Origin of the sequence: Streptomyces sp. NPDC056835 (assembly GCF_042789485.1) — a bacterium.
Lineage (GTDB): Bacteria > Actinomycetota > Actinomycetes > Streptomycetales > Streptomycetaceae > Streptomyces.
Genome location: NZ_JBHUBB010000004.1, coordinates 201,952 through 227,158, shown reverse-complemented (window position 1 = coordinate 227,158; position 25,207 = coordinate 201,952). Strand labels below are relative to the sequence as shown.

Annotated in this window: 19 protein-coding genes; 4 read left to right on the top strand and 15 right to left on the bottom strand. The window is 69.0% G+C overall.

Going from position 1 to position 25,207, the window contains the following annotated elements; all coding sequences use genetic code 11:
* Nucleotides 1-71 precede the first annotated feature (71 nt).
* The 5 genes from ACFRMN_RS06655 to ACFRMN_RS06635 all read right to left on the bottom strand — a co-directional run bounded on the left by ACFRMN_RS06655 (nt 72) and on the right by ACFRMN_RS06635 (nt 4,223).
* Nucleotides 72-1,280 carry an LLM class flavin-dependent oxidoreductase gene (locus tag ACFRMN_RS06655; protein ID WP_383014265.1) on the bottom strand — a complete coding sequence of 403 codons (1,209 nt, stop codon included), beginning with the start codon at nt 1,278-1,280 and terminating at the stop codon, nt 72-74.
* On the bottom strand, nt 1,277-2,317 hold the full coding sequence (locus ACFRMN_RS06650) for an ABC transporter substrate-binding protein (RefSeq protein WP_383014262.1): 1,041 nt from the start codon (nt 2,315-2,317) through the stop codon (nt 1,277-1,279). Before ACFRMN_RS06650 ends, ACFRMN_RS06655 begins: the two co-directional genes overlap by 4 nt.
* Before the next feature lie 48 nt (nt 2,318-2,365).
* Entirely contained in the window at nt 2,366-3,142 is a 777-nt protein-coding gene (locus ACFRMN_RS06645; protein WP_383014260.1) for an ABC transporter ATP-binding protein, read from the bottom strand.
* Nucleotides 3,115-3,975 carry an ABC transporter permease gene (locus ACFRMN_RS06640; RefSeq protein ID WP_383014257.1) on the bottom strand — a complete coding sequence of 287 codons (861 nt, stop codon included), beginning with the start codon at nt 3,973-3,975 and terminating at the stop codon, nt 3,115-3,117. Before ACFRMN_RS06640 ends, ACFRMN_RS06645 begins: the two co-directional genes overlap by 28 nt.
* 164 nt (nt 3,976-4,139) lie before the next feature.
* Nucleotides 4,140-4,223, bottom strand: coding sequence for a putative leader peptide (locus tag ACFRMN_RS06635; protein ID WP_349817350.1), 84 nt, complete (start codon nt 4,221-4,223; stop codon nt 4,140-4,142).
* Nucleotides 4,224-4,315: 92 nt separating this feature from the next.
* On the opposite strand from ACFRMN_RS06635, the gene ACFRMN_RS06630 reads away from it, so the two are divergent.
* Complete coding sequence (locus ACFRMN_RS06630) at nt 4,316-4,738, top strand: secondary thiamine-phosphate synthase enzyme YjbQ (RefSeq protein WP_383014254.1); 423 nt, start codon at nt 4,316-4,318, stop codon at nt 4,736-4,738.
* 65 nt (nt 4,739-4,803) lie between these two features.
* Here the strand turns inward: ACFRMN_RS06630 and ACFRMN_RS06625 are convergent, their stop codons facing one another.
* The 6 genes from ACFRMN_RS06625 to ACFRMN_RS06600 all read right to left on the bottom strand — a co-directional run bounded on the left by ACFRMN_RS06625 (nt 4,804) and on the right by ACFRMN_RS06600 (nt 12,634).
* Nucleotides 4,804-5,811, bottom strand: a complete 1,008-nt coding sequence (locus ACFRMN_RS06625; RefSeq protein ID WP_383014250.1) for an alpha/beta hydrolase — start codon at nt 5,809-5,811, stop codon at nt 4,804-4,806.
* A 43-nt stretch (nt 5,812-5,854) separates the two neighbouring features.
* Nucleotides 5,855-6,268, bottom strand: a complete 414-nt coding sequence (locus ACFRMN_RS06620) for a RidA family protein (protein WP_383014554.1) — start codon at nt 6,266-6,268, stop codon at nt 5,855-5,857.
* 85 nt (nt 6,269-6,353) lie between these two features.
* On the bottom strand, nt 6,354-7,520 hold the full coding sequence (locus ACFRMN_RS06615; protein ID WP_383014247.1) for a cytochrome P450: 1,167 nt from the start codon (nt 7,518-7,520) through the stop codon (nt 6,354-6,356).
* Nucleotides 7,521-7,534: 14 nt separating this feature from the next.
* The gene (locus ACFRMN_RS06610; protein WP_383014244.1) at nt 7,535-10,639 is read right to left on the bottom strand and encodes an amino acid adenylation domain-containing protein; all 3,105 of its coding nucleotides are present in this window, start codon (nt 10,637-10,639) and stop codon (nt 7,535-7,537) included.
* Nucleotides 10,640-10,841: 202 nt separating this feature from the next.
* Nucleotides 10,842-11,750 carry an aminoglycoside phosphotransferase family protein gene (locus ACFRMN_RS06605; RefSeq protein ID WP_383014241.1) on the bottom strand — a complete coding sequence of 303 codons (909 nt, stop codon included), beginning with the start codon at nt 11,748-11,750 and terminating at the stop codon, nt 10,842-10,844.
* Between the two features lie 131 nt (nt 11,751-11,881).
* Nucleotides 11,882-12,634, bottom strand: coding sequence for a class I SAM-dependent methyltransferase (locus ACFRMN_RS06600; RefSeq protein ID WP_383014238.1), 753 nt, complete (start codon nt 12,632-12,634; stop codon nt 11,882-11,884).
* A gap of 280 nt (nt 12,635-12,914) precedes the next feature.
* On the opposite strand from ACFRMN_RS06600, the gene ACFRMN_RS06595 reads away from it, so the two are divergent.
* Entirely contained in the window at nt 12,915-14,117 is a 1,203-nt protein-coding gene (locus ACFRMN_RS06595; RefSeq protein WP_383014551.1) for a glycosyltransferase family 4 protein, read from the top strand.
* 143 nt (nt 14,118-14,260) lie between these two features.
* Here the strand turns inward: ACFRMN_RS06595 and ACFRMN_RS06590 are convergent, their stop codons facing one another.
* Together ACFRMN_RS06590 and ACFRMN_RS06585 are read right to left on the bottom strand one after the other, a co-directional pair.
* Entirely contained in the window at nt 14,261-15,523 is a 1,263-nt protein-coding gene (locus ACFRMN_RS06590; protein WP_383014235.1) for an MFS transporter, read from the bottom strand.
* The gene (locus ACFRMN_RS06585; protein ID WP_383014232.1) at nt 15,520-16,560 is read right to left on the bottom strand and encodes a glycosyltransferase family 4 protein; all 1,041 of its coding nucleotides are present in this window, start codon (nt 16,558-16,560) and stop codon (nt 15,520-15,522) included. Before ACFRMN_RS06585 ends, ACFRMN_RS06590 begins: the two co-directional genes overlap by 4 nt.
* 389 nt (nt 16,561-16,949) lie before the next feature.
* Here ACFRMN_RS06585 and ACFRMN_RS06580 point away from each other — a divergent pair, with 389 nt between their 5' ends.
* Both ACFRMN_RS06580 and ACFRMN_RS06575 read left to right on the top strand, forming a co-directional pair.
* On the top strand, nt 16,950-18,170 hold the full coding sequence (locus ACFRMN_RS06580; RefSeq protein WP_383014229.1) for a helix-turn-helix domain-containing protein: 1,221 nt from the start codon (nt 16,950-16,952) through the stop codon (nt 18,168-18,170).
* A 415-nt stretch (nt 18,171-18,585) separates the two neighbouring features.
* On the top strand, nt 18,586-19,338 hold the full coding sequence (locus ACFRMN_RS06575) for a class I SAM-dependent DNA methyltransferase (protein ID WP_383014548.1): 753 nt from the start codon (nt 18,586-18,588) through the stop codon (nt 19,336-19,338).
* Between the two features lie 90 nt (nt 19,339-19,428).
* Here the strand turns inward: ACFRMN_RS06575 and ACFRMN_RS06570 are convergent, their stop codons facing one another.
* Nucleotides 19,429-20,304 carry an aminoglycoside phosphotransferase family protein gene (locus tag ACFRMN_RS06570; protein ID WP_383014226.1) on the bottom strand — a complete coding sequence of 292 codons (876 nt, stop codon included), beginning with the start codon at nt 20,302-20,304 and terminating at the stop codon, nt 19,429-19,431.
* A gap of 94 nt (nt 20,305-20,398) precedes the next feature.
* Nucleotides 20,399-25,027, bottom strand: coding sequence for an HAD-IC family P-type ATPase (locus ACFRMN_RS06565; protein ID WP_383014223.1), 4,629 nt, complete (start codon nt 25,025-25,027; stop codon nt 20,399-20,401).
* Nucleotides 25,028-25,207 lie beyond the last annotated feature (180 nt).

Below are 25,207 nucleotides of genomic sequence, written 5' to 3'. Positions count from 1 at the left end.
GGCGGGAATCTTCCCCTGAGCCGCCGGACCGGACTGGACCGGTCCGTTCCGGTCCGGACCGGGGTGCTCTGTTACCGGCCCCCGGAGAGCAGCAGCGGAGCACCGCCGGGCGCGGACGCCGGGCGGCCGTTCGCCGCCGGCACGCCCAGCAGCGGCGAGGCCGGGACCTGCGCGAGGAGCCCGCGCGCGGCCAGTTCGGGGGTCACGCCCTCCCCGAACCAGTACGCCTCCTCCAGATGCGGATAGCCGGACAGGACGAAGTGCTCGATCCCCAGCTCGTGGTACTCCTCGATCCGGTCGGCCACGTCCGTATGGCTGCCCACCAGCGCGGTGCCCGCGCCGCCCCGTACCAGACCCACCCCCGCCCACAGATTGGGCGCGATCTCCAGCCGGTCGCGCGACCCGCCGTGCAGGGCGATCATCCGCTGCTGGCCCACCGACTCGCTCTTGCCCAGCGCCTGCTGGGCCGCCGCGACCGTCTCGGGATCGAGATCGTCCAGCAGCCGGTTCGCGGTGGCCCAGGCGTCCTTGGCGGAGTCCCGCGAGATGGTGTGCATCCGGATGCCGAAGCGGACCGTACGGCCCCGCTCCTCCGCGAGACCGCGGATCCAGTCGATCTTCTCCTTCACCTGGGCCGGCGGCTCGCCCCAGGTCAGATAGACATCCGTGTGCTCGGCCGCGACCGGACCCGCCGCCGCGGACGAGCCACCGAAGAAGATCTCCGGCAGCGGGTCGGGCGGCAGCGCCGTCAGCCCGCCCTCCACCTGGTAGTGCTCACCGTCGAAGTCGTACGGCCGACCGCCCCACACACCCCGGATCACCGAAAGGAACTCCGCGGTCCTGGCGTAGCGGCGGTCGTGGTCGAGATGGTCGCCGAAGCGGCGCTGCTCGGTCGAGTCACCGCCGGTCACCACATTGAGCAGCAGCCGGCCCCGGGTGACGCGCTGGTACGTGGCCGCCATCTGCGCCGCGAGCACCGGTGAGATCAGCCCCGGGCGGAAGGCCACCAGGAACTTCAGCCGCTCGGTCTGCTGCGCGAGCGCCACCGTCGTCAGCCAGGCGTCCTCGCACCAGGTGCCCGTCGGCGTCAGCACCGCCTCGAAGCCCAGATGCTCGGCGGCCTTGGCGATCTGCGCCAGATAGTCGATGTCCGGGGCCCTGACCCCGCTCACCGGCGTGATACGGGAGCGCTTGATACCGCCGTCGGTGTACGCGTGCCGGTCCACGAGCGTCCGTCCGTCGCCCCCGGTCGGCAGGAACCAGTGCAGATGAATGCTCATCGGGAAGAGGCCTTTCCATAGCTGCGCGCCGGCGAGGTCGACGGCGGGAGGTCCTTGTTGAAGCGGTCGTCCACGTAGTCGGCGAAGTCGAACGCGTGCGGGATGAGCTTCAGTTCGGTGAAGGTGTCGGCGATCTCCTGCTCGGAGTCGATCGCGGCCTTGTCGAGGGCCACCGGCACGCGCGTGCCGTGGGTCAGTTTCACCGCGTCCAGGGCGACCTCGTACGGCAGCCCGGTGTCCTTCGCCCAGACCTTCGCCCACTCCTCGGGATGGTCGAAGACCCAGTCCTGCGCCCGGCGCAGCCGTTCGATGAAGTCACCGATGGCCGCCGCCTTCTCCTTGTCCTTGACCGCGGCCGGTGCGGCGACCTGGAAGTTCAGCCCGTTGACAACACCCCTGCCATCGGTCAGCACCCGCCCCTGCCCGCCGCGCAGCACCTGCGAGGTGTACGGATCCCAGACGGCCCACGCGTCCACCTTGCCGGTGGTGAACGCGGCCAGGGCGTCGGCCGGCTGCAACAGCGTGACCTTGATGTCGTCGAGGGTGAGGCCGGCCTTCCTGAGCGAGGCGATCAACTGGTAGTGGGCGGAGCTGCCCTGGGCGACCGCGACGGACTTGCCCTTCAGATCGGCGGTCTTCCTCAGCGGCGAGTCCTTCGGTACGAGAACGGCCTCGCCCCCGGAGTCACCATGACTCGCCGCGACGACCGTGATCTTCGACTTGGCTCCGGCGGCGAAGACCGGCGGGGTGTTGCCGACGGAACCGAGGTCCACGGCACCGGCGTTGACGGCTTCGAGCATCGGCGGTCCAGAGGTGAAGGTGGACCACTTCACCTGGTAGGGGAGATCGTCGAGTTCACCGGCGGCACGGAGAACCGCTTCGGAACCGCCTTTCTGGTCACCGATGTTGAGGGTCAGGGAGCCCTTGCCGTCGACGGAGCCGCCCGCGCCGCCGGAGTCGTCGGCGGACGAGCTGCCGGAGCAGGCGGTGAGGAGGAGGGCGAGGGGGAGCAGGGCGGCGGGGAGGAAGCGTTTCATGGTTCCTCTTTCTGATACGGGGAGAAGAGGCGACGCTCGGGACAGGACCTAGGCGGCGGTACTCGCGGCCACGGGCTCGTCGACGCCCAGCTCGGTCAGGAGCCGGGAGCGGAGGGCGGTGAAACCGGGATCGCCGACGGCGCGCGGCCGGTCCAACGCGACCGGTGTCTCGTACGCGATCACTCCGTCCCGCATCACCAGCGCCCGGTCCGCGAGCAGCAGCGCCTCCTCCACGTCATGGGTGACCAGCAGCACCGCGCAGCCGCGCCGCTGCCACAACTCGGCGACCAGCCGCTGCGCCCTGATCCGGGTCAGCGCGTCGAGCGCGCCGAACGGCTCGTCGAGCAGCAGCAGATCCGGTTCCCGTACGAGAGCCCTGGCCAGCGAGGCGCGCTGAGCCTCGCCGCCCGAGAGCGTCTTGGGCCAGGCGCCCGACCGGTGGGTGAGCCCGACCTCCGCCAACGCGCTCTCGGCGACGGCCCGTCGGGGCTTGCCGTCGAGACCGAGCAGCACATTGCGCCAGACGCGCTTCCAGGGCATCAGCCGCGGCGCCTGGAACGCGACCGCGCGCCGCTTCGGGACGAGTACGGTCCCCTCGATATCGCGGTCGAGACCCGCAAGCACCCGCAGCAGGGTCGACTTGCCACAGCCGCTGCGGCCGAGCAGCGCCGTGAACTCCCCGGGGCGCAGCGTCAGATCGAGCCGGTCGATCACCGGACGCCCGTCGAAGGCGCGGGTCAGCCCCTCGACCCGTACCGCCACCGGGCCGTCGGACACCGGAGCCGCGCTCGGAGGGCTCACTTGCCCTGGAATGTCGGTCGCCATTGCAGCAGCAGCCTTTCGAGAGTGCGGACGACGGCATCGGCGAGCAGGCCCAGGAAGGCGTAGACGACCAGGCAGACGACGATGACGTCCGTGCGGAAGAACTCCCTGGCCTGGTTCATCAGGAAGCCGATACCGGCGTCGGCGTTGATGGACTCGCCGAAGACGAGCGCGAGCCAGGCGGTGGCGAGTGAGTACCGCAGCCCGGTCATCGCACCGGGCAGCGCGCCCGGCAGCACGACATGCCGTACGAGACCCCAGCGGCCGAGCCCCAACGACTGCCCCGCCTCGATGAGTTGCTCGTCGACGCCGCGAATGCCCGCGTACACATTGAGATAGAGATGGAAGGCCACCCCGAGCGCGATGAGCGCGATCTTCGGGGCCTCACCGATGCCCAGCCAGATGATGAAGAGCGGGATCAGCCCGACCCAGGGCACGGTCCGCAGCATCTGTACCGTCGCGTCGACCAGATCCTCGCCGAGCCGGGAGAGCCCGGAGACCAGCGCGAGGGAGATCCCGATCACCCCGCCGAGCAGCAACCCCACGGCGACCCGCTGGAGCGAGATCCCCATGGCCGCGGGCAGGGTGCCGTCACCGATCAGCTCGGCGGCGGCTCGGGCGATGGTGCCGGGGGAGGCGAGGATGTCACGGTGCAGCACCCCGGTCGCGCTGAGCACCTGCCAGCCGGCCAGGAGCAGCAGCGGCCCGACGGTACGCCGCAGCCAGCGCGGCACGGCACGGCGCCCGGGGCCGGCCGCGGGCGTCACCGGCTCCAGCGTGAGGGGATCATTCTTCGATATCGCGGATATGTCCGGTGGTGCGTGATCGATGGTCATGGCGGCTCCTCGGGCGGGGGAGGGGGAAGGAGCGTGCGGAAAAGACGCCTCAGCGCCGGCGCGCGACGATACGACGACGGCGGACGGTCAGCGGGACACGCCGACCGTGGCGACGGGAGAAGCGGGGCGATGCCGAAGGGAAGAGCCCCGGGGGGAGAAAGAGGTCAGCAGCCGCGACGACACGCGGCGGACGCCACCCGCAGCAGGTCGATGTGACCGCGCGTGGTGAGCAGAGCTGAACGCAACATGCCGCAGAACGTAGCGAGCGTTTCCGGATCCGGTCAATGGTGTCTCGGTACGCGGACGCGCGATCCCGCGGGGCGGGCGGGAAGATGGGGGCATGTCCGACGCATTCACCACCAGGACCCTGAACGTCACCACCGGCACCCATGAGGCGGTGACCGATCTGACCCGCGCCTGCGAGGAATTCCTCCAGGAGAGCGCGGCGGGCCGGGACGGCCTGCTGAACATCTTCGTACCGCACGCGACGGCCGGCGTGGCGATCATCGAGACGGGCGCCGGCAGCGACGACGACCTGCTCGCCGCGCTCCACACCCTCCTCCCGGCCGACGACCGCTGGCAACACCGCCACGGCACCCCGGGCCACGGCAGGGACCATGTCCTCCCCGCCCTCGTACCACCGCACGCCACGCTGCCCGTGATCGGCGGCCGACTGGAGCTGGGCACCTGGCAGTCCGTCTGTCTGGTCGATACCAACAGGGACAATCCGAGCCGTCAGGTCCGGCTGAGCTTCCTGGGCTGATCAACTGAGCTTCCTGGGCCGGCCAAGACTGTCCTGGGCGTGGCCGCGAAATATTCCGTTGCCGGCTATCTCGACAGCACGCGGCGCAGCCAGGCCACGCGGGCGTGGTGTGCGGCGCGCGAGACGACGGCGTCCGGCACCCATTCGTCGAAACTGTGGAAGGCCCCTTCCCACACGTGCAGTTCGGCCTGCCCGCCCGCCTGCCAGATTCGAGAGGCGTAGGCGACCCCCTCGTCTCGCAGGGCTTCCACGGAGCCGACCTCGATGAAGGCAGGGGGGAGACCGGACAACTCCGCCGCCCGGGCCGGCGCCGCGTAGCGGCTGACGTTCTCGGTGCCTCGGCGGTCACCGAGGAGCGCCGTCCAGCCGGCGAGGTTGGAGAGGCCGTCCCACAGGCCGACACGCTTCATCTGGCGCGCGGAGAAGCTGTCACACCTGTCGTCCAGCATCGGGAACTGCAGCAACTGGCCACATACGTGAGGTCCGCCGCGGTCCCGTGACAGCAGGGCGAGGGCGGCGGCGAGCGCGCCTCCGGCGCTGTTACCGCTGAGGACGATCCTGCCGGGGTCGACCCCCAGTTCCGACGCGTTCCGCGCGAGCCAGGACAGACCGGCGTAGCAGTCCTCCACAGGCGCGGGGTGGGGATGCTCGGGGGCGAGCCGGTACTCCACGGCGACCACGGCGAGCTGGAGTTCCTCGGCCCGGTTGAGCTCACCGACCAGCTCGGTGCCGCGCGGACTTCCGGCCACCATGCCGCCGCCGTGCGTGTGATAGATAACCGGGTGCGGTCCGGCCGTCGCCGTCGGCCGGCATATCAGCAGGGTGAGGCTCGGTGCCCCGGACGGCCCGGGCACGGTCCGCTCCTCGACGGTGAAGGCCCCGGCCCGCTGGATGTCCTCGTCGGACAGGGCCCCGGCCGCCGTTCTGGCACGCCTGTCGCCGATGAGCCCGGGTGTCAGGGGCATGGGCAGTTTCTGGAGTATCCGGCCCAGCGGCCGGGCCAGTTCGGCGTCGAAGGGCGGCGGCTCCGCGCGCACGCTGCGGTGTCCCGGCCGGCCGGCGGTGTTGGTCACGTCGCTCCAGAGGTCATGGTTGTCAGTACGTCCGTGCTCCTGGTCAGCCGGTGGGCGCGATGAGTGCGAGCGCGTCCACCTCCAGCAGTAGTTCGGGCCGGTACAGCGCCACGACCTGGACGACGGTGCTGGCCGGCGGGTGTCCGGTGTCGATGAACTCGTCACGGGCGGAGAGGACGGCCGGCACATCGGCGATGTCGGTGACGTAGTACGTCAGTTTGACGACGTCGTCCATCGTCGCGCCCACGGCGGCGAGACAGCCCCGCATGTTCCTGAAGACCTGCCGGGCCTGTGCGGTGGGATCGCCTTCTCCGACGAACTCACCCTGCTCGTCGTACGCCATCTGCCCGGCGACGACGGCCAGTTGCCCCGGCCCGGTCACGACGTGGCTGTACCCCGAGCTGGGGGCGACACCTTCGGGGGTCGACACATGAATGAGCTGCCGTTGCTTCACAATTGAGTCCTCTGTTCCGGAGAGCGGGTAGCGGGCAGGTGCGCATGGCCGCGCACGCGGCCATGCCGTGACCTCGATGTCGTGCGGATCATCGGGCGGTCACGCGTACGGGAAGCGCCTCCGGACCGTTGACGGCGATCGAGCGCAGGCGTGTGACGGGGCCGTCCGGTTCGATCGTGCGCACCATGTCGAGCAGCTCCGAGAAGAGGATGGACATTTCGGAGCGGGCGAGCGTGCTTCCGATACAGAAGTGCTCTCCGGAGGCCAGAGCTATGTGGTGGTTCGGGTTGCGGGATATGTCGAACCGGTACGGTTCGCGGAAGACGGCCTCGTCACGGTTGGCCGAGGGCAGCCACAGGACGACCCGCTCACCCGCTTCGATACGCCGGCCCCGGATCGTGTGGGGACGAGTGGCGGTACGCATGCTGTGGGTGGCACTGGAGGTCCAGCGCAACACCTCTTCCACCGCGCCGGGCAGCAGACTCCGGTCTTCGCCCAGCCGCCGCCACTGGTCCGGATGTTCGAGGAAGGCCAGCATCCCTCCGATCAGTGCGAGCCGCCCGTTCTCCGTGGCGCCCATGATGTTCTCCCAGTTCAGCAGGAGTTCTTCCTCGGTCAGCGGCTCTCCGTCCACCGTGCCGTGGACCAGATCGCCCACCAGGTCGTCAGCGGGGCGATCCGCCGTGGCGGACAGGAATTGAGCGAAGTACTCCATGAGCCGCGGGTGGGTGATGAGCGAGGCGTGGGCATGGAACGCCTCGTTGGTCCACACATGAAGATTCTCGTGGTCCGCTTCGGGAATGCCCATGATCCGGCAGATCGCGTGGAGTGACAGCCGCCCGGCGATGTCGTGGGCGAAGTCGCAGGAGCCCCGCTCGATCGCCCGCTCGATCAGTGTCCGGGCCGTGGCCCGTAGATAATCCCGCAGCCCGCGCACCGCGCGAGTGCTGAACCGGTCGGCCACGAGGGAACGCATCTGCTTGTGACGGGGCGGATCGGTCAGCGCGAGTGTGAGGCCGCCGCCGGGGTCATCGCCGAGCCGTTCCGGGCGGAGCAGTACGCCTTGTGCGGAGCTGAAGGTCCGCGGGTCGCGGTAGACGGCGCGGATGTCCTCGTAGCGGGTCAACGACCAGAAAGGGGGCAGCTCAGTGGCGGGTTGCCAGTGGACGGGGTCGTGTTCGCGCATCAAGCGCCACACGAGGTGGGCGGTGTCGGACGCGTGCGCTTCGGGGTCGAGAAGTTGCTCGGGCGGCATCGAGGTTCCCCTCATCACAGGCGCTCGGATGTGGTGGCGCGCAGCCGGTCGCCGAGGCGCTTCGCCAGCTCCCGGGCGGTGTTCGGGGACACGGCGTCGGGCTGGAAGGAGACGTCCAGGCGCAGGCCGCCGTCGGCCTCCGGCCAGAACTCGGTGTGGAGTTCGAGGGGGAGCGCGAGATAGGGCTGCCGCACGAACGTGGTCCGCGGGCCGAGGAGCCCCAGATCCGGATGCGCGTTGTCCTGGAGCGCGAACAGTGTCTGATACAGCGGAGGCCGCCGAGCAGCCGGCGGATCGACCATGGTCAGGACATCGGTGAACGGCACGTCCTGGGCCGCGAACGCCCGTGCGACGATACGTCCCGTTTCCGCGACTGCACGTTCGTCGCCGCCCACAGCGGCGCCGCGCAACCGGACGCAGCTGACATCGATGTGACATCCCACGGCCCGTTCCAGCCCCGGCGCGTATCGGTGTGCGACCGGGACACCTACCGCGAAGTCGCGCTGTCCCGTGGTCTCCGCCAGGCCGGCCGCCCACTGGGACAGCAGGACGACGAAGCGGGTTACGCCGGCCCGGGCCGCGAGCGCGTCGACGTCGGCGAGAACGGAGGGAGGCAGAGCCACCAGCACACTGCCCGGTGGGCCGGGCACACGTTCCCCGGTGTCCGCCGGCCACCGCATGACCGGTACGTCCGCCAACTCGGCGAGCAGATAGTCCCTGTGGACCGTCAGCCCGCCGTTCTCCTGGCCGCGCAGGCGCTCCTGGTCAACGGCGGCCAGTGAGGGCGGCAGAGGTCTGCCGCGCACGACCGCGCCGCGAGCCGCGTTGTACGCCTCGGCGAGATCCCCGGCGAGAACCGCCTCCGACCATCCGTCGAAGGCGATGTGATGCACCACGCAGCCGAACACCGTGGTGGCTGACCGCTGTACGGGGACGAGGACTGTCCTCCACACGTCTCCTTCGACCGGGTCCAGCTCCTCACTCAGGTGGGCCCGCACAGCATCGACCGCGGCCTCGGCGGACGGTTCGGCGGGCAGCACATCCAGGGCCGGAGGCGGTGTGTCCGCGAGCAGTGCGCACGGTCTGGGGTCGGGCGTGTAGACGGCCCGCAGAGACTCGTGCCGCCCGTGGACTTCGCTGATGGCGGACCTGAGCGCCGCACGGTCCAGGTCTCCCTCGATCACCCAGGTGAGCAGGCAGTGGGAGGTGCGGTCGGAGGGGTCGATCAGAGTGCGGGTGAGATGGACGACCTGCATGGGCGTCAGCGACGCGGTGTGAGTGTGAGGCGGCGTGCGCACTTCCCGCGGCCGGTCCGGGACGGTGGTCTCGCGCAGCCAGTCGGCCAGGGCGGCGGCGGTCGGGTACTGGTGGAGCCGGGAGACGGGTACGGGGCGGCCGAGCCGGGCGGCGAGCCGGGCACAGACCCGGCCGGCCGCGAGCGACGTTCCGCCCAGGGCGGTGAAAGGGATGTCGGGGGATATGGCGTCCCGGCCCAGAACCTGGCGGAAAGCGCCCACCACCGCCTGCAGCGTCGCGTCGGTGATGTGTTGTGCCGCGGGCCCGTGCGCGGGCGCGGACGGGACGGCGGGCTCGGACGAGAAGGCGGTTCCTGGCGGGCCGTCCCCCGCCAGCTCCAGCAGCGCACGCTCGTCGAGCTTTCCGCGTTCGGTCACCGGGAAGCGGTTCACACTCACTACCGTGGCGGGTCGCTGGTAGCTGGTCAGTACGGACCGCAGCGCGTCCACCACGTCCTCAAGGGGGTCGTCCGGACGAGTGGGAACACAGAAGGCGATGAGCTCCTTCGCGGCTCCCCAGGCGTCTTTCCTGGCCAGTACCCGGCAGGACCGCACGGACGGCAGTGACCGTTCCACCTGACGTTCGATCTCAGCGGGCTCGACGCGGTGCCCGCGGATCTTCAATTGCCGGTCCGCCCGGCCCACGTAGTAGAGGAGCCCGTCGGTGCCCCAGACTCCGAGGTCCCCGGTCCGATAGACACGTACCTCGTCGTCGCCCAGCCACAACCGGGGAAACGCCTTCTCGGTGAGAGCGGGATCGCCCAGGTAGTGCAGGGCCAGCCCGTCACCCGCGAGGCAGATCTCGCCCGTCTCCCCCACGGCGCAGGTACGGCTGCCGTCCATCACATGGACATGGGTGCCGGGTACGGGGCGGCCCACGGGGATACCGCCGGGCCGCTCGCAGTCCGCCTGAACGATGCGGTGGGTCGTGGCGAAGACGGTGCTCTCCACCGGGCCGTATCCGTTGGTCAGCGCGATGCCGGGGTGTGTGCGCAGGAATTGTCCGACGTGGGTGGTGGAGAGACGCTCACCACCGATCATGACCTGGCGCAGCCCGAGGAAAGCGCCCTCGTCCTCGTCCACGATCATGTTGAACAGGCTGCTCGTGAGCCAGACCGTGTCTGTCCGGTGCCGGGACACCACGTCGCGCAGGGCCGCGGGAGAGAGATAGGGCTCCTCCACGATCACGGACGTTCCGCCGTTCAGCAGCACGGACCACAGCTCCAGCGAGAACGCGTCCCACGGCACAGGGGCGGCCAGGGCCATGACCGTCTCGGCGGTGAACCGGACGAAGCTGTTGGGCTGGAACAGACGCGCTGTCGCCCGGTGAGGTGTCACAACACCCTTTGGCCGGCCGGTCGTTCCCGAGGTGAAGAAGACACAGCACGGGTCCGAACCGCTGACCTCCGTCGGTCGCCAGCCCGGGGGCGGGGCAATCGGCCGGTTCGGCGGTGACCACCGTGGGACACCGCCGAATACCCCGTCCGCGGACTCCGCGACGATGAGCGGAGGCGACAGCTGCGCCATCACGTCGAGCAGGCGTCGTTCCGGCCAGTGCGGATCCAGCAGGGCGTACGCCGCTCCTGTCTTCAGGATCGCCAGGAGGGCGATGACCAACTCGGTACCTCTGGGCAGACAGACCGGAACAATGGCACCGCGGGTGACACCGGCCGCCATCAGGCTCGACGCCCAGGCATCGGCGGTTCGGTCCAACGCCTGGTACGTCGTCTCGTGTTGACCGCAGGTCAGAGCGACCGCGTCGGGACTCGTCGCAGCCGTCCGCGCCAGAATCTGGTGCAGGCCCTCGTCCGGGGCGGTACACACCTGTCCTTCTGTCCACTCGAAGTGCGGTCGCACAGAGCCCCCAGACTCGGAGTATCAACGCGGCATTCAGCGCGCCGCCGGACACAGTCGTAAAGGTTGCCAGACATGATCCAAGATTGGCAACTATGGGCAAGTGCTGCCCGCGGCCATCGGTCGCAGGCATGAGGGGCCGCGCGGTCGTCCCGGACCGGCTGCCCGACGCCTACGGCCGGGTTTCGTCCAGGACCTCGCCGATGATGTGCCGGGCACGGTCGGCGATCACGGGGCTGGTGTCCTTGTAGTACGGCAACGCGATGAGCGCGACCGACAGTGCCCAACCGCGGCCGCGCTCCCAGGTCGCGTCGTCGACCGACATCGACGCCCGGAATGTCTCACGTGTGCTTCCCGAGAAGAGCTCCCACGCGATCATCAGGTCACACGCGGGGTCACCGACACTGGATCCTCCGAAATCGATGACCGCGCTCAGGTCACCCTGCCGGACCAGGAGATTGCCGGCCGACAGGTCTCCGTGGATCCAGACGGGGGCGCCGGTCCGGGCCGGGACCGCGACGGCCGATTCCCAGGCGGCGGTGGCGGCATCGGTGTCGATGACGCCTTCCAGGGCCGCGATGGCCTCGCGCGTGCCGGTGTCACGGTCGGCGAGAGGCACGCCACGGAAGAAGTTGTGTTCTCCGGGAGTCGGGCCGCCTCGGTGATCGATGGCGTGGAGGTCGGTGATGAAGCGAGCCAGGTCCCTGGCCGCCCGGTGCATGTCGGTGATGTTCTCCGTCGTCGCGTTCTCACCTTCGAGCCATCCGTACACCGACCAGCTCCAGGGATATCCCTCACCCGGTACTCCACTCCCGAGCGGCAGGGGGATCCGCAGCGGCAAGTGGGGCGCGAGTCGCGGCAACCACTTCTGTTCCTTGCCCACTTGGTCCACGGCCCCCGGGATGCGCGGCAGGCGTACCGCCATGTCGTCCCCGAGCCGGTAGATGGCGTTGTCCGTACCTGCGGAGGGAACCTGTTTCAGCGGCAGATCAGCCCACTGCGGAAACTGACGTGTGATCAATCGGCTGACGAGTGACACGTCGATGTCGATCTCGTTGGCATGCATCTTTGCAGCGGACATCGGATGACCTTTGACCTTTCCGAACGCTGAGACCAGCACGTCGTGTCGTCCGACGGCGGTTCAGCACCGATTCAATACCCAACGCTCAAGAGCGACATGGGGGAGAGTTCCCCTTGTCGACTCGTCACTTCCTACGGACGAACGGCGTGGAACGTCCAGTCCCCGGTAGCCGGCCCCGGCGTACTTCCTTCGTGATAGTCGGCGGTGACTCGAATGTCGGTGTAGCCGACCTCGGCCAGGAGTTCTTCGAACTCGTCGAGCCCCCAGAGCTGATGGCAGAACTGATGCAGCTCGGTAGTGACCAGGTCGCCGTCACGCCACTTCTCGTATCGGAGGTACTGCGTCCTTCTGTTGGAAATCGGGTCGTAGACCGCGGCCACCTCCTGAACCGTGAGCACATGGGGATCCTTCTGGTGGATCTGGACCGAGTTGTTCTCCGTCGCCATACGCGGGGCCGCCACGTCCACTATCAGCAGACCACCCGGCAGCAGTGACTGACGGAAGGAGTCAAGGGTCTGGAGAGTGAGCTCGCGCCCGGCGATGTTCCTGATGGATCCCGCCGGCATGACCACCGCCCCGTACACCTCTGGCCGCACGAAGGATGCCATGTCGGCCGCGTGCAGCTCGGGCTCCGGGAGGCCGCGTTCCCGGCAGTGCTCCCGGCACCTCTCCAGCATTTCCGGAGAATGATCCAGGCCCTCCATCAGGAATCCCATCTCCAACAAGGGCACAAGTACGCGGCCTGTTCCGCAGGCAGGTTCGAGAATCTTGCCCGTGATACCGCTCAACGCGCGGGAGTAGTACTCGACGTCTCCGTTCGAATACCCAACGGGAAGGTGGCACTCGTACACATCGGTAACGAGTTCAGAGTAGGCCCAACTCATGGCGTGAACTCCTTCATTCGGGAGTGCCTCATGCGCGAAGAACCTTGCCGATGTTGGCAAGTGAGGTTGCCTGGGACCTCTCCATGCGGCACTCTCCGGTGGTCGGCGACTGTTGGCGGCGAGGAAGGGGCTTGCGGTGCTGTCTCGGGTCGGGCGGTCTCCACGGGCCCGCAGGGCAGGGGGTGTGCTCAGGGGGGTGAACCCCAGGAGCGCACAGCAGGTTTGCTAGGAAGGGAGGCTCCATGGCAACATCTTGCCAAAGTTTGGCATCAAGCCGGGCGTGGTGTCGAGACCCGAGCAGCCCAGGGCGCTACGCAGGAACGGCGGGACGGCTGATGGCCCCCCAACGGTCCGACCCGTTGGGCTCGTGACGAATGACGGGCGAAGTCGAGTAGGACGACCCGGTCAACGACCGGGTCAAGATCCTGAAAGGTGGCGACAGGTGCGCGTGCTGCAGGTATTGGGTCCACATGTCAACGTTCCTCCAGTTGTGTACGGAGGGACGGAACGCGTGGCGGAGAGCCTGGCGGTGGAACTGACGGGATTAGGAGTCGAAGTCACCACCTTCTCCGTCGGCACGAGCTCGCCGACCGGACGACTGGCGTTTCACTTCGAGGAGCCTCGGACATCCTCGGGAAAGAATGGCAAGGCGTCCTGGGACAGGGTCGATGACGTGATCCAGGCCGGAAAGGCATTCGCGATGTCGGGGGACTTCGATGTGGTGCACAATCACACCGAGTACGGCGTCCCTTTCGCCGGCATCTGTAACACGCCAACGGTGACGACGCTGCATGGTTATGCTGCCGAAGGGACCGGCCTTGAGCGAATCGTCAACAATTTTCCCGATGCCGGCTACGTGACGATCAGCGAACGCCAGCGCTCCCTCTGCCCGCATCTGCGTGTCCTGGCGACAGTCCCCAACTGTATTCCCGAGGACGTCGTCGGAGCGAAAGCCCGCGCGACACCCGGGGGCGCCTATCTGGTGCACCTCGCCAGGATATCCGCTGCCAAAGGATCAGATCTGGCCATCGAAGCCGCCAGGAGCGCGGGGATTCCTCTTGTCCTCGCCGGTCCCGTGTTCCGGTCCGACAAGGAGTTCTTCGAAAGCAAGATAAAACCCTATCTCGACGGCGTCTCGGTCGACTATGTGGGTGTGGTCTCCGGGGAGGCCAAAACGTCACTGCTGCGGGACGCGCTGGCCACGCTGGCACCCATCCAGTGGGACGAACTGTTCGGACTCTCCATTGTCGAGTCCATGGCGGTGGGAACGCCTGTGATCGCGTTCCGCAAGGGAGCGTTTCCCGAAGTGGTGGAGGAGTCCGTCACGGGCTTTGTCGTCGACGATGTGCGGGCCATGAGGGCAGCTATCGAGCAGGTGGGTGCCCTCGATCGCGGCCTGTGCGCGGCGGCGGCCCGCGGCCGGTTCGCGCCGTCCGCCATGGCGAAGTCGTATGTCCAGGTCTACGAACGGCTCCTGGGCTGAGACTGAGGACGGGGCTGCCGCCGGCCCGCCGAAACTGGCGGGCCGACGGCAGACCGAGCCGCGCGGGAGGGTGAACCCGCTGTGCCATGGGACGGAGCTGTGCCTTGGGACGGAGCCGGTTGGTTCGGGTCAACGGCGGTCCGTCACTTGGTCAGCGACGGTTCGGGGGCGCGCGGGTCCGAGTAGCGCGCCAGGCCAGGAACCAGCAGAGACAGGAGCGGGACGGCGACGAAGACGGCGACACCGACGAAGGCGAGCGACTGCACGCCGATCACCGCGGCCACCGGAATCGCCAGTGCCATGCCGACGGGTTCCAGCAATTTGGATGTCAGCGCGTCCAGTGAATTTATTCGGCCGCGCAGTTCGTCCGAGAATCGCCTATTAATAGCTCCGTACCACCAGATCCCGTGCCAAGAGATACCGAAACCACCGATAAAGATAGAAACGCAGAAAACCCATAACGGAACGTCCACGGCGAGACACAGCTCGACCCCGGCGTAGGAGACGAAACCTATGTTGGACCACAGCCCGGGCAGCCGCGGTCGCCATCGGCCGGCGACGATCGTGCCCAGCAGGCCGGCAAGACCGGACGTCGCGAGGATCAGCCCCAGGGCGGCGTTTCCGTATCGCTCGTCGCTGACCACTCGGATCAACACGAGACCGGGCGCGAACCCAAGGAAGATCTGCAACGCTGTCTGAGCCGCCCCGGCCGACACCCAAGGCACTTTTATGAAGGTGACCAAGGCGTCCTTCACGCTCGCCAAACGCCGAGGTGGTGGCGGCTCGGCGGACTCCGTCGCCTTGTCGAGACGGCCCACGGCGGGGATCACACAGAAAGCCAGCAGGTAGCACGCCGTCTGAGCGACCAGGACGGAACGCACCGAGATCATGGTGAGCATCACCCCGGTGAGCGCGGGCCCGACCAGCGCGAGAACGTGCTGACTGGCCATCAGCAGGCTCTGTGCCTCCTCCATCCGGTCGACCCCCACGAGGTCGACCACCACGGCGCGTGAAGCCGGCAGGTAGAACCCAACTCCGGCGCCGGAACAGGCCGCCGCGCCGAGCACCGGCAGCATTGCCCCCTGCGCACTGGTCAACAGCAGCACCGAACCCACCACGGACGCCAGGAAAGACAGTCCGATCAGCATGATCCGGGAACAGCGGTCCGCCAGAGCGCCGCCGAAGGGGAGCGCCACCAAAGTCGCCAGAGTGGTGGCACTGAGGTAGTAACCGAGTGCTGACGCGCTGCCCTGCTGGAGGATGTAGATCGGCTTGACCACGGAGCCCACCGTCGTTCCGACCGTGGCGAGGAGTTGGGCGATCCACAGCAGAAGGAAACGTCGGTCACCTTTGAGGATTCCCCAGATGCCGAGGGGTGTGGCCGCCTTCGTCTCCGGGGCGGTCATGAATCCAGCAGGCGCAAGTAGAGCCGCTCGTATTTCTCGACCATGACACTCATGTCGAAGTTTTCCACGGCGCGGGTGCGACAAGCCTTTGGAGAGAGCGAGTCGGCCGCATCGATCGATGCCACCAGATCGTCGAAGGAAGTGTTCACATATCCCGTGACGCCATGCTCCACGACCTCGGGAGCCGCCCCGCGCGCGTACGTGACCACGGGGGTTCCGCATGCCATTGCCTCGGCCATTACCAGCCCGAAAGGCTCCTCCCAGCTGATGGGGTTGACCAGACAGGCGGCTTTGGCCAGTAGTTCACCCTTCTCAGCGCCGCCGACCTCTCCGAGCCATTCGGTGTCGCTTCCCAGACGGGGGCGTACGTGTTCCTCGAAGTACCGTTTCTCGGGAGGCTCGTTGCATTTGGCGGCGAGTACGATCCGACGCCCGGCCGCACGAGCGGCGTCGATCGCCACATCCATGCCCTTGGCCCGTGTACTACGCCCGAGGAAGAGGACCCAGTCTTCCTTTTCCGCTCGATCCCGGAAGGGGAAGTCCGCGGTTCGGATCCCGTTATAGACGTAATCGGTCCATGTGACATCGGGAGAGGCGGCCTGATGTCCGCGTGAGAGCGCTACCAAGGCCACCCATTTGGACATTTCCCGAAAATACGCCAGGTAGTCACCCTTGAGATTCGAGTGAATCGTGGAAACGGTGGGAATATTCCGGCTTCTTCCCAACAGGGGACCGGCGAGGGTGTGATCATGAACTATGTCGAATTTTCCGCCGGAAATCACGGAATCGGCCAGCGCGGTGTGGTAGGCGTCCACGATCGTCTCGTTGATGCGCAGGCTCTGGGGAGACTCGAACGAAGAGTGCTGTTCAGTGGCTTTTGTTTCCGACTTCCCGGCCGCGATCAACGCTACTCGGTGACCGCGCGCGACGAGACCGTCCACCAGGTCGGCGCACACCGCTTCGATCCCACCGTATCCGGACGGAGGAACGGTAAACCAGGGTGGTGCCACGACAGCAATCGAGAGATTCCGATTCACGCTACTCCATTTCGATCTGCGAGTTATTCCCGTCGGGGTGTCGCGCTGCTGCGACCCTGGTGGTCTGGCCCGTTCCCACCGGAGAGCGAATCGCGGATCGTCTCGCGGAGCGGTGCCGGGGGATGATGGCGGGCTTCGGCGGGATCAACTATGGGACGCGCCCCGGTCGCTGCCCATGTTTCCAACAGCATGCTGGGTGCACTGATGATCTGTCAACGCGTTGGCAACTCTTGTGGCAAGGTTGACTACCGTCAGGCAGTTGCCACCGGGCAGGCCGGGTGCCTGCCGTTGGGCCGGCCGACCGGCAGGGGAGGCCTGCTCGCCGGAATGGAGCTCCCGCTCCAGCGCGGTTTGCTCAGGGTTGCCCATCTCTGGCAACGTTCGGATGTATGAAAACACTGCAGCAGCCAGCCTTCGGTCAGAGGCTCAAGGCGCTGAGAACGGCGCGAGGACAGTCACAACGCGCCCTTGCCGCGGACGGCATGTCAACCGGCTACCTGTCGCGCCTCGAATCCGGGACGCGACCTCCTACGCGACAGGCTGTCGCCTATCTCGCCGAGCGGTTGGGTGTCTCGCCGGCCGAGTTCGAGGAACCCGCCGTGCCGTCGCTGGCCCAGGCCGTCGCCCAGGCGGCATCCGGGGAGGTGCGGGACGCGGTGCCGGTCCTGGAGCGGCTTGTCGTGGCGGACGGTGACGAGGACCCGGCGCTGCGCTGGCAGGCTCGGTGGATACTCGCCGAAGCCAAGCAGCAACTGGGTGAGCACGAGGCGGAGAGCGTCTTCCTCCAGGAGATCACCGAGCTCGGCGATCGGCTCCGCAGCCCCGAACTGCAGGTCCGCGCCCGTACCCGGTTCGCTCGCTGCAAGCGGACACTCGGGGATATGGAGCAGGCGTGCGTGCTGGCCGCGGAGGCGTACGGCATTGCCAAGGCCGGCGGTCTGCCCGTCGCGGACACCGCTGCCGCCCTCCTCGTGCTGGTGTCCGCGGAGGCTGAGACGGGTCACCTCTCCGACGCCCGGGTGCACGCCGACGAACTGGGTGCACTCGTTGACAACGCGAGAGGTACGTTGCCGGTGCAGGCGTTGTGGACGGCGGCCACTGTCAGAGTGCGCCAGGGAGATTACAACGCGGCGCAGCAGCTTCTGGGGGAGGCACTTCGACGCCTCGACAGTCACGATGATCTTCAGTCGTGGATGCGTCTGCGTCTGGCCGCGGCGTCTTTGAACCTGCAGTTGGTGCCGCCGCAGACCGAGGCCGCGGTCGCCTGGCTGGAGGAAGCCGAGCAGGCGGTGGCGTTGGTCGGCACTGCGCAGCATCATTGCGAATTCCTGGTTCTCCGCGCTCACCTGGCTTTCCATCAGGGACGTGCGGAAGAGGCGCGTGCTCTGTGCGACGAAGCGGTCGACACCGGGGTGCGACTGTCCTTCCGCGACCAGACCAGGTTGGAGGTGCTACAGCATCGGCTGCTGATCCAAGAGGGTCGGTACGAGGAGGGCACATCCGGGCTGCGCACGCTGGCGCAGACGGCTCATGAGGGCGCCAACATGGATCTCGCCGCCGAAATCTGGCGCGTCCTCGCCGACTACCTGGCCCATCCTCCCGGCCGGTGACACCGGAAGGCGCGTTCGGCTCGGCGGCCGGATTCGCGGCCGGCCGCGGCGGGGCACTCCAGGACTGGACTAACGGGTTGCCGACATCGTGGTTACTGACGGTAACGCTGCTCAACAGAGGGCCCCCCATCCCCAGGCGTTAGATCGATCCAAAGCGTAAGTGACGAGGTCATGGGATGGCAACGCCTTGGGAACGCTGAAGGCGCGGACCGGATGACGGCGCGGCCCCCACCATTTGCCCGAGCGCTCCAGCACATCGCAAAGGCTGTCCTGCTCCTGGGCCGCCTCCGATCTCACCGCTCCCCGCTGTTGTGCCCGGACACCGGATCCCGCTCGTACGGCGTTCCGGCATCGCCCGATCCTTGGAGGAGTCCAATGATTTACAGTGCCGCCGCTGCTGCGGTACGGTCCGCCGGTGATCAATGAAGACGGTTACTTTGGAGAGCGTGTAGCAGCCAAGTACGACCAGTCCTCAAGTCCCAGATTCCAGACCGGTGCTGTCGAGTCGACCGTGGACGTCCTGGTGGAACTGGCCAACGGCGGCCGGGTACTTGAGTTCGGCATCGGGACCGGGCGCGTCGCGTTGCCGCTCGCGGCGCGCGGCGTCGCGGTCCACGGCATCGATCTGTCCCGGGCGATGGTGCAGCGTATGCGTGCCAAGCCCGGGGGCGATGCGATGGGTGTGACGATCGGTGACTTCGCCACCGCCACGGTGGATACGGAGACGGACGGCGCCTTCTCCCTCGCCTATTTGGTCTACAACACCATCACGAACCTGACCAGTCAGGAGGCGCAGGTCGCCTGCTTCCGCAACGCTGCGAATCACCTCGCACCCGGGGGGTGTTTCGTCATCGAGGTCACGGTTCCCGAACTGCGGAAGATCCCCGCCGGACAGAACATCGTTCCGTTCCAAGCCACCTCAACCCAGTGGGCCTACTCCGACTACGACGTCACCACCCAGACCATGACCTGCCACTACATCGATGTCGCCGACGGCCGTGGTGAGCACCGGGTGGTTCCCTTCCGGTATGTGTGGCCGGCCGAACTCGACCTGATGGCGCAACTCGCCGGACTTCGCCTGCGCGAGCGGTGGGAGGGCTGGACGAGGCAGCCCTTCACCGAGGACAGCGTTCAGCACGTCTCGGTCTGGGAGAAGCCGAGCGGCTGAGGACGCCCCGGACCACAACCGCCCGCATCGCCCGGTGCGACCTGGTGGGGGTGCCGCGGGCGGGGTGTACGCCCCGCCCGCGGCACGAGGTCAATCGATCACTGAGTCGTCGAGTACCTGGACGAGGGCACGGGTCTGGAAGCCCTCGGGATCGGGGCTGGAGAGACCGGCCATGGTGACCAGCGCCTTCCACAGCGCCCACCCTCGTGCTCGTCGCCACGTGTCATCGGGAAGGTCGACGGCCTCCCGGAAGGCCCTCCGTTCGTCACCGGCGAAATACGTCCAGGCCATGACGAGATCGCAGGCGGGGTCGCCGACGCCGCACGTGCCGAAGTCGATGACGGCGGACAGTTTCCCGTCGGTGGCGAGCAGGTTGCCAACGGCGATGTCACCGTGGAACCACGTCGGTGGGAACGGCCACGCCGAGGTCAGCGCGCTCGCCCAGACGGCCTGGCAGGCGGCGACATCGACGACGTCCTTGAGCTTGTCGAGAGCGAACTCGACCTCGTCGCCGTAGACGCTCGGGTGGCAGCCTCGGAAGGCGGAATGGCGACCGCTCGCCGCCCCTCGCTGCGTAGGAACCTTGACGAGCGCGGTCAGGAAGCTCCCCAGATCGCGCGCGAACAGCGTCCGATCGATGTTCTCGGCGTGCTCGACGGTGTCCCCGGGCAGCCAGTGGCGTACCGACCACGGGAAGGGGTAGCCCGCCCCCGGGCGACCGGTCGCGACCGGTATCGGGACGGGGAGTGGCAGATGCTTGCTCAGGACGGGCAGGAAGCGGTCTTCCTTCTCGACGCCGGCCACATAGCCTTCGGCGCTGGGCAGGCGAACGGTCAGGTGGTCGCCGAGCCTGAAGGTCCGGTTGTCCCAGCCCTGGCGGGCCACGGACTCGACCGGCAGGTCACTCCATTCCGGGAACTGTTCGGAGATCAGGGCACGTACGAGGTCGACGTTGATTTCAGTCACGGGTCCAGTGTGCGTGCTCTCCTGGGTCTGCGTGAGCGAAATGATCACCTGGTGGTCGGCTCGAACGCCGGCCCCCTCGGCCGGGGGCAAGGTGTCATCCGCTTGTGGCGGGCAGCGGGCTGTCGACGAGCCGAACGGAGCGGAGGAACTGCTCCAGCGGTGCCAGCACGGCTTCGAGTGGTCTGGGAGATGCCGGGGCGGCCGTGTCCTGTGGTTGTTCCCCGGTCGTCGCGGACAACCAGCCTCTCTTCGCGAGGAGTTGGGCCAGCGGGGGCAGGGTGGTGTGCAGGAGTGTGGCCGTGATGATCGACGCGAGGGTGATGCCCCACGCGATCGGACCGAGCGGCGTACAGCCGAAGAACTGGCTGACGCCCGGGGTCTGGATGATGCCCACCAGCACGGCCGCCGAGCCGAGTGCCGCGGCGAGCACGTTGCGGTCCACACCACCGCTGCTGAGGGTCTGGGCGAGCTGGGTGCCCACCACGGCGGCGAGGCCGACCGTGCTCGCGCGGGCCCTGGTGCCGGTGACACGGGCGGTGCCCCAGGCGAGGCCCGCGCCCAGGGAGGTGGTGATGCCGCGCAGCGCCATCTCCTGGCTGAGCGCGGCCCCCAGCGAATGCTGGGGGCCCTCCCTGAGCAACTGTTCCCCGGTGTCCTCGCTGGGCCGGCGTACGGCGATGGCGAGCGCGGGAGCGAGGTCGGTGAGCAGGTTGACGAGCATGATCTGGCGGGCACTCAGCGGCGCGGTGCCGGTGAAGGCCGAGGCCAGGACACTGAAGGCGATTTCGCCGAGGTTGCCTCCGATGAGGATGGCGAGCGCGGTTCTGACCGAGGTCCACATGGCGCGGCCCTCGGTCAGGGCGGTGACGATGGTCTCCAGCCGGTCGTCGCTGATGACCAGGTCGGCCGCGGCCGTGGCGGCCGGGGTGCCACGCTGTCCGAGCGCGATACCGACGTCGGCGAGCCGGATGGCCGGCGCGTCGTTGGCGCCGTCGCCGGTCATCGCCACGACCTTGCCGAGGCGTTGGTAGGCCTGGACGATACGGACCTTGTGGTGCGGGCCGCACCGTGCGATGACGTCCACCGTCGGTAGCAGAGCGTCGAGTTGGCCGTCGTCGAGCTCGTCCAGTTCGGGCCCCGTACAGACGGTCAGCGCTTCCGCGCCGATGACATGGGCCGCGATGGCCTCGGCGGTGGCGGGGTGGTCGCCGGTGAGCATCACCGTCTGTACTCCGGCCTGGCGCAACCGGGCGGTGGCCGGGGCCGCTCCGGAGCGCACTTGGTCGGCCAGAATGATGAAGCCGAGGAATACGAGGTCGTTCACGGCGTCGTCGGAAAGATCCTCGTCCGCCCGCAGCTTCCGTTCGGCCACGGCGAGCACACGACGGCCCTCACTCGCCAACTCCCTGACGCCGGCTTCGAGTTTCTTGCGCGCGGCCCCGTCGAGCGGGGTCGGCCGACCGTCCACACGCAGGAAGCGGCAACGCTTCAGAATGTTCTCCGGTGCGCCCTTCACGCTCAGCAGCGGGCCGCGCGGCGTACGTCCCGCCGTGGCGTGGTAGGCACGGGACGGATCGAACGGCAGGGTGTCGGTGCGCCGCCAACGGGTGGCGCCGCGGTTGACGGACACGCGCGCCCTGTGAGCGCCCGCCGCCACCGCCCGGTCGGTCTGGTGGGCCATGGGCTCGGCCTGCCGGGCGGGCGGGGTGGCGCGCAGCGCGGCGGCGAGAATCTCCTTGTGCGGGACGGACAGCCGGTCGACGGGCAGCGACCGCTCGCCGTCGCTGACGGCGGAGAGCTGAAGGTTTCCCTCCGTGAGCGTGCCGGTCTTGTCGAAGCACAGCACGTCGGCGCGGCCGAGAGCTTCGATGGTACGGGGGTTGCGCACCAGCGCCCCATGGTCGGCCAGGCGCCTGGCGGCGGCCAGTTGTGCCGCGTTGACCAGGAACGGCAGCCCCTCGGGTACGGAGGCGATGGCCAGGTTGACGGCCGACGCGAGGCCGTCGGCCAGGCGATGGCCGTGCAGCAGGCCGGCCCCGGCCACCGCGGCGGCGGAGCCGATCGCGACCGGCAGGCTGGCCTTCGTCAGCGACGTCAGGCGCACCTCGACCCCGGTCACCGGGGCCGCCTGCCGGGCGGTGGCGATGCTGCGCCCGACCTCTGTGGCCGCGCCGGTGGCCACGACGACCGCGGTGGCCCGGCCCGCGGAGACGGTGGTGCCCTCGTAGAGCATCGAGGTCCGCTCGGTGATCTGCGAGGCCACCGCGGGCATGGGGTCCTTGGCGACGGGCAGGGACTCTCCGGTCAGCGAGGACTCGTCCATTTCGAGACCTTCCACCGTCAGCAGCCGGCAGTCGGCGGGAACCACGTCCTCCGGCCGCAGCGCGATGACGTCGCCGGGCACCAGGTCTTCGGCCGTGACCAGCCGCTCGGCGCCCGCCCGTCGCACCCGCGTGCCGATCGCGGAGCGCGCGGTCAGCCCGGCCAGGGCTCGCTCGGTCCGCACTCGCTGGACGCCGCCCACCAAGGCGGAGGTCGCGGTGACCGCGGCCACGAGCGCCGCGTCCGTACGCGATCCCACCGCGGCGGCCAGCGCCGTCCCGGCCGCGAGCACGGGCGTCAGCGGGTTGGCCAGCTCTTCGATGAACGCCGACGGGAGGCTGACGCGCAACGGCTCACCCGCACCCGGCGAGCCCTTGCCCCGGGCGGCTGCCTCCGCCGACGTCAGGCCCTCGGCGGTCGTGCCGAGCCTGTCCAGCACCACCTCCGAGGGCATCAGGTGCCAGGGGACGGTCGACGCGGCCGGAGTGACCGGGCGGGACAGCAACTGCCGGGCGCGCCACACACCGAGGCCGAAGGCGATCGCGCCCGCGGAGTTGCTCGCGGCCTGGCCCCGGGCGCAGGCGTGCGCGGGAGGGGCGTGCAGGGCCGCGACCGCGCCGATCCCGCTGCCCCCCGCGGCCAGCACGCCGCTGTCCCGGTCGACCTGCCGGGCCGTTCCCACCGCGGTCAGGATCAGTGCCGCCGACTCCAGATCGGAACCGAGCAGCAAGTGGGCGCCCCAGGCCGGCGGATCCTCTTCGCGATACACCCCGAGCCCGCAGTCGGAGGCGCCCAGGGCCCGCCGGTTGCCCGACACCAGGAGCACCACCGCGCCGTCGGCCTGCAACCCCCGTACGGACGCCACCAGGCGACCGCCCCCGGGCACCCTGGCGTCGACGAAGCCCAGCGCGGAGTCCGCCCGGTCGCCGGCCAGTACCACGCGGATTCCGGCACGGCGGGCCGCCGCCGCCAGTGCCTGCGCGCCCGGCAGTGTCTGTGCGGCCACCCCCGCCACGGCACGCAACCGGTGCCCCTCGGCCAGGCCGAGTACGTACTCGCTGCCCTGCTTCTTCAGCCGCCGCGCGGCGCCCCGTCCGGTGCGCTCGGTGAGTTCCAGCTCCTCCAACGGGCCGAGCACCCAGCCGTCGTCGCTGTGTACGCGCCGGGGGGCCGCCGGGTCGAACAGCGCGAAGAGGCGGTCGGCGACCCGCTCGGGCTCCGCGTCGGCGAGCAGCGCCGCATCGGTCAGCTCGTGCCCGCCGCTGTGCAGCGCCTCCTCGTCCAGGATCACCGTATCGACCTGTCCGAGCCGGCGCAGTGCGCCGCGGTCCATGGCCACGACGCCGCGCAGCGCCAGGAACCTGCCGAGGCTGGTCGCGAACCCCTCCCGGCCGGCCCCCGGCGCCCTCGGCACGGCGGACAGCGCGACCGCCAGAGCACGTCGCGCACCGGCGTACGGCAGGGCCACGCCACCGGCCAGCACACCCAGCCCCATGGCCCGCTCCGCGTAACGGGAAGTGACGTCCTGGCGCGCGGGGCCCGGCCGTTCCACCACGATCGGCTCGGCCGTCGCGTGACCGGGACCGCGCACCAGGCGCTCCTCGGCCTCCGCCCATGCCTTGCGGTACGCGTTGGCCTCCCGCCACTGCGCCACCCGCTGGGCCACATCCAGTACAAGTCCCTCACCGCGGGTGGCCATGCCCTGGGCCAGTGCGCTGAGCACGGGCACCAGCGACTCCGCCTGCTCCTGACCGGTCAGTCCCTTCGTGGTCCACTTCCGCAGCCGCGGGTGCTGCTGTACGGCCGCGGCCAGCGCGCCGACCTCGGCCGGCAGCGGCGTCCACGGCGACAGGCTGGTCACGGCGGTGAGCAGCAGACCCGTGGCGTCGGCGGCCAGAGCCGGGAGGGACTGCCGTCGGCGCGCTCCCTCGGACGGGTGGTGGGGCTCGGGGGTCCACTCGTCGAGCTCGCCCGGCTCGTCGGTCGCCGCGGCCCCGTGCTCCTCGGCGTCCGCGATGAGCCGGATCAGCTCGTGCTGAGGCGGTGGTGGTGAGGCCAGCGCCACCACCACCCGCTCGGACGGCGCGTTCACCCGAGCCCACAGCACGCCCGGGTGTCCTTCCAGCGCCTGTTCGACAGCGCGGGCCACCCACATCCCCCGCGGCCCCTGCACTCCCCGTACCTCGATATGGCTGCGGTCCTCGCCCGCCCACACATCCCGCTGGTCGAGGCCGATCAGAACGGCGGCGGCGTTCGCCGTACCGCGTGCGCAGGCGGTCACTCCTCCCGCCACGGCACCGGCCACCGTTCCCAGCGAGGGAGGCTCCGGCAGGCGCACTCGCGGCAGGCTCACGCCGGGCAGGCGTACGTCCGGCAGCTGGACCTCTGACAGCGACGGCATCGGCACCAATCTCCCGGCGGCAAACCTTTTCGGCGAACCTTTTCGGCTCGAACCCGACCCATCGTGACCCCGCCGATGTCCGCTCGCGCGCTGGGCGAGCCATCCGGCTCCGGCTCGGCTCGCAGGCTCCCCGACCGTGCGGGTAGGCTCTCCCCCAGAAGGTGCGAATGCCGCTATTTC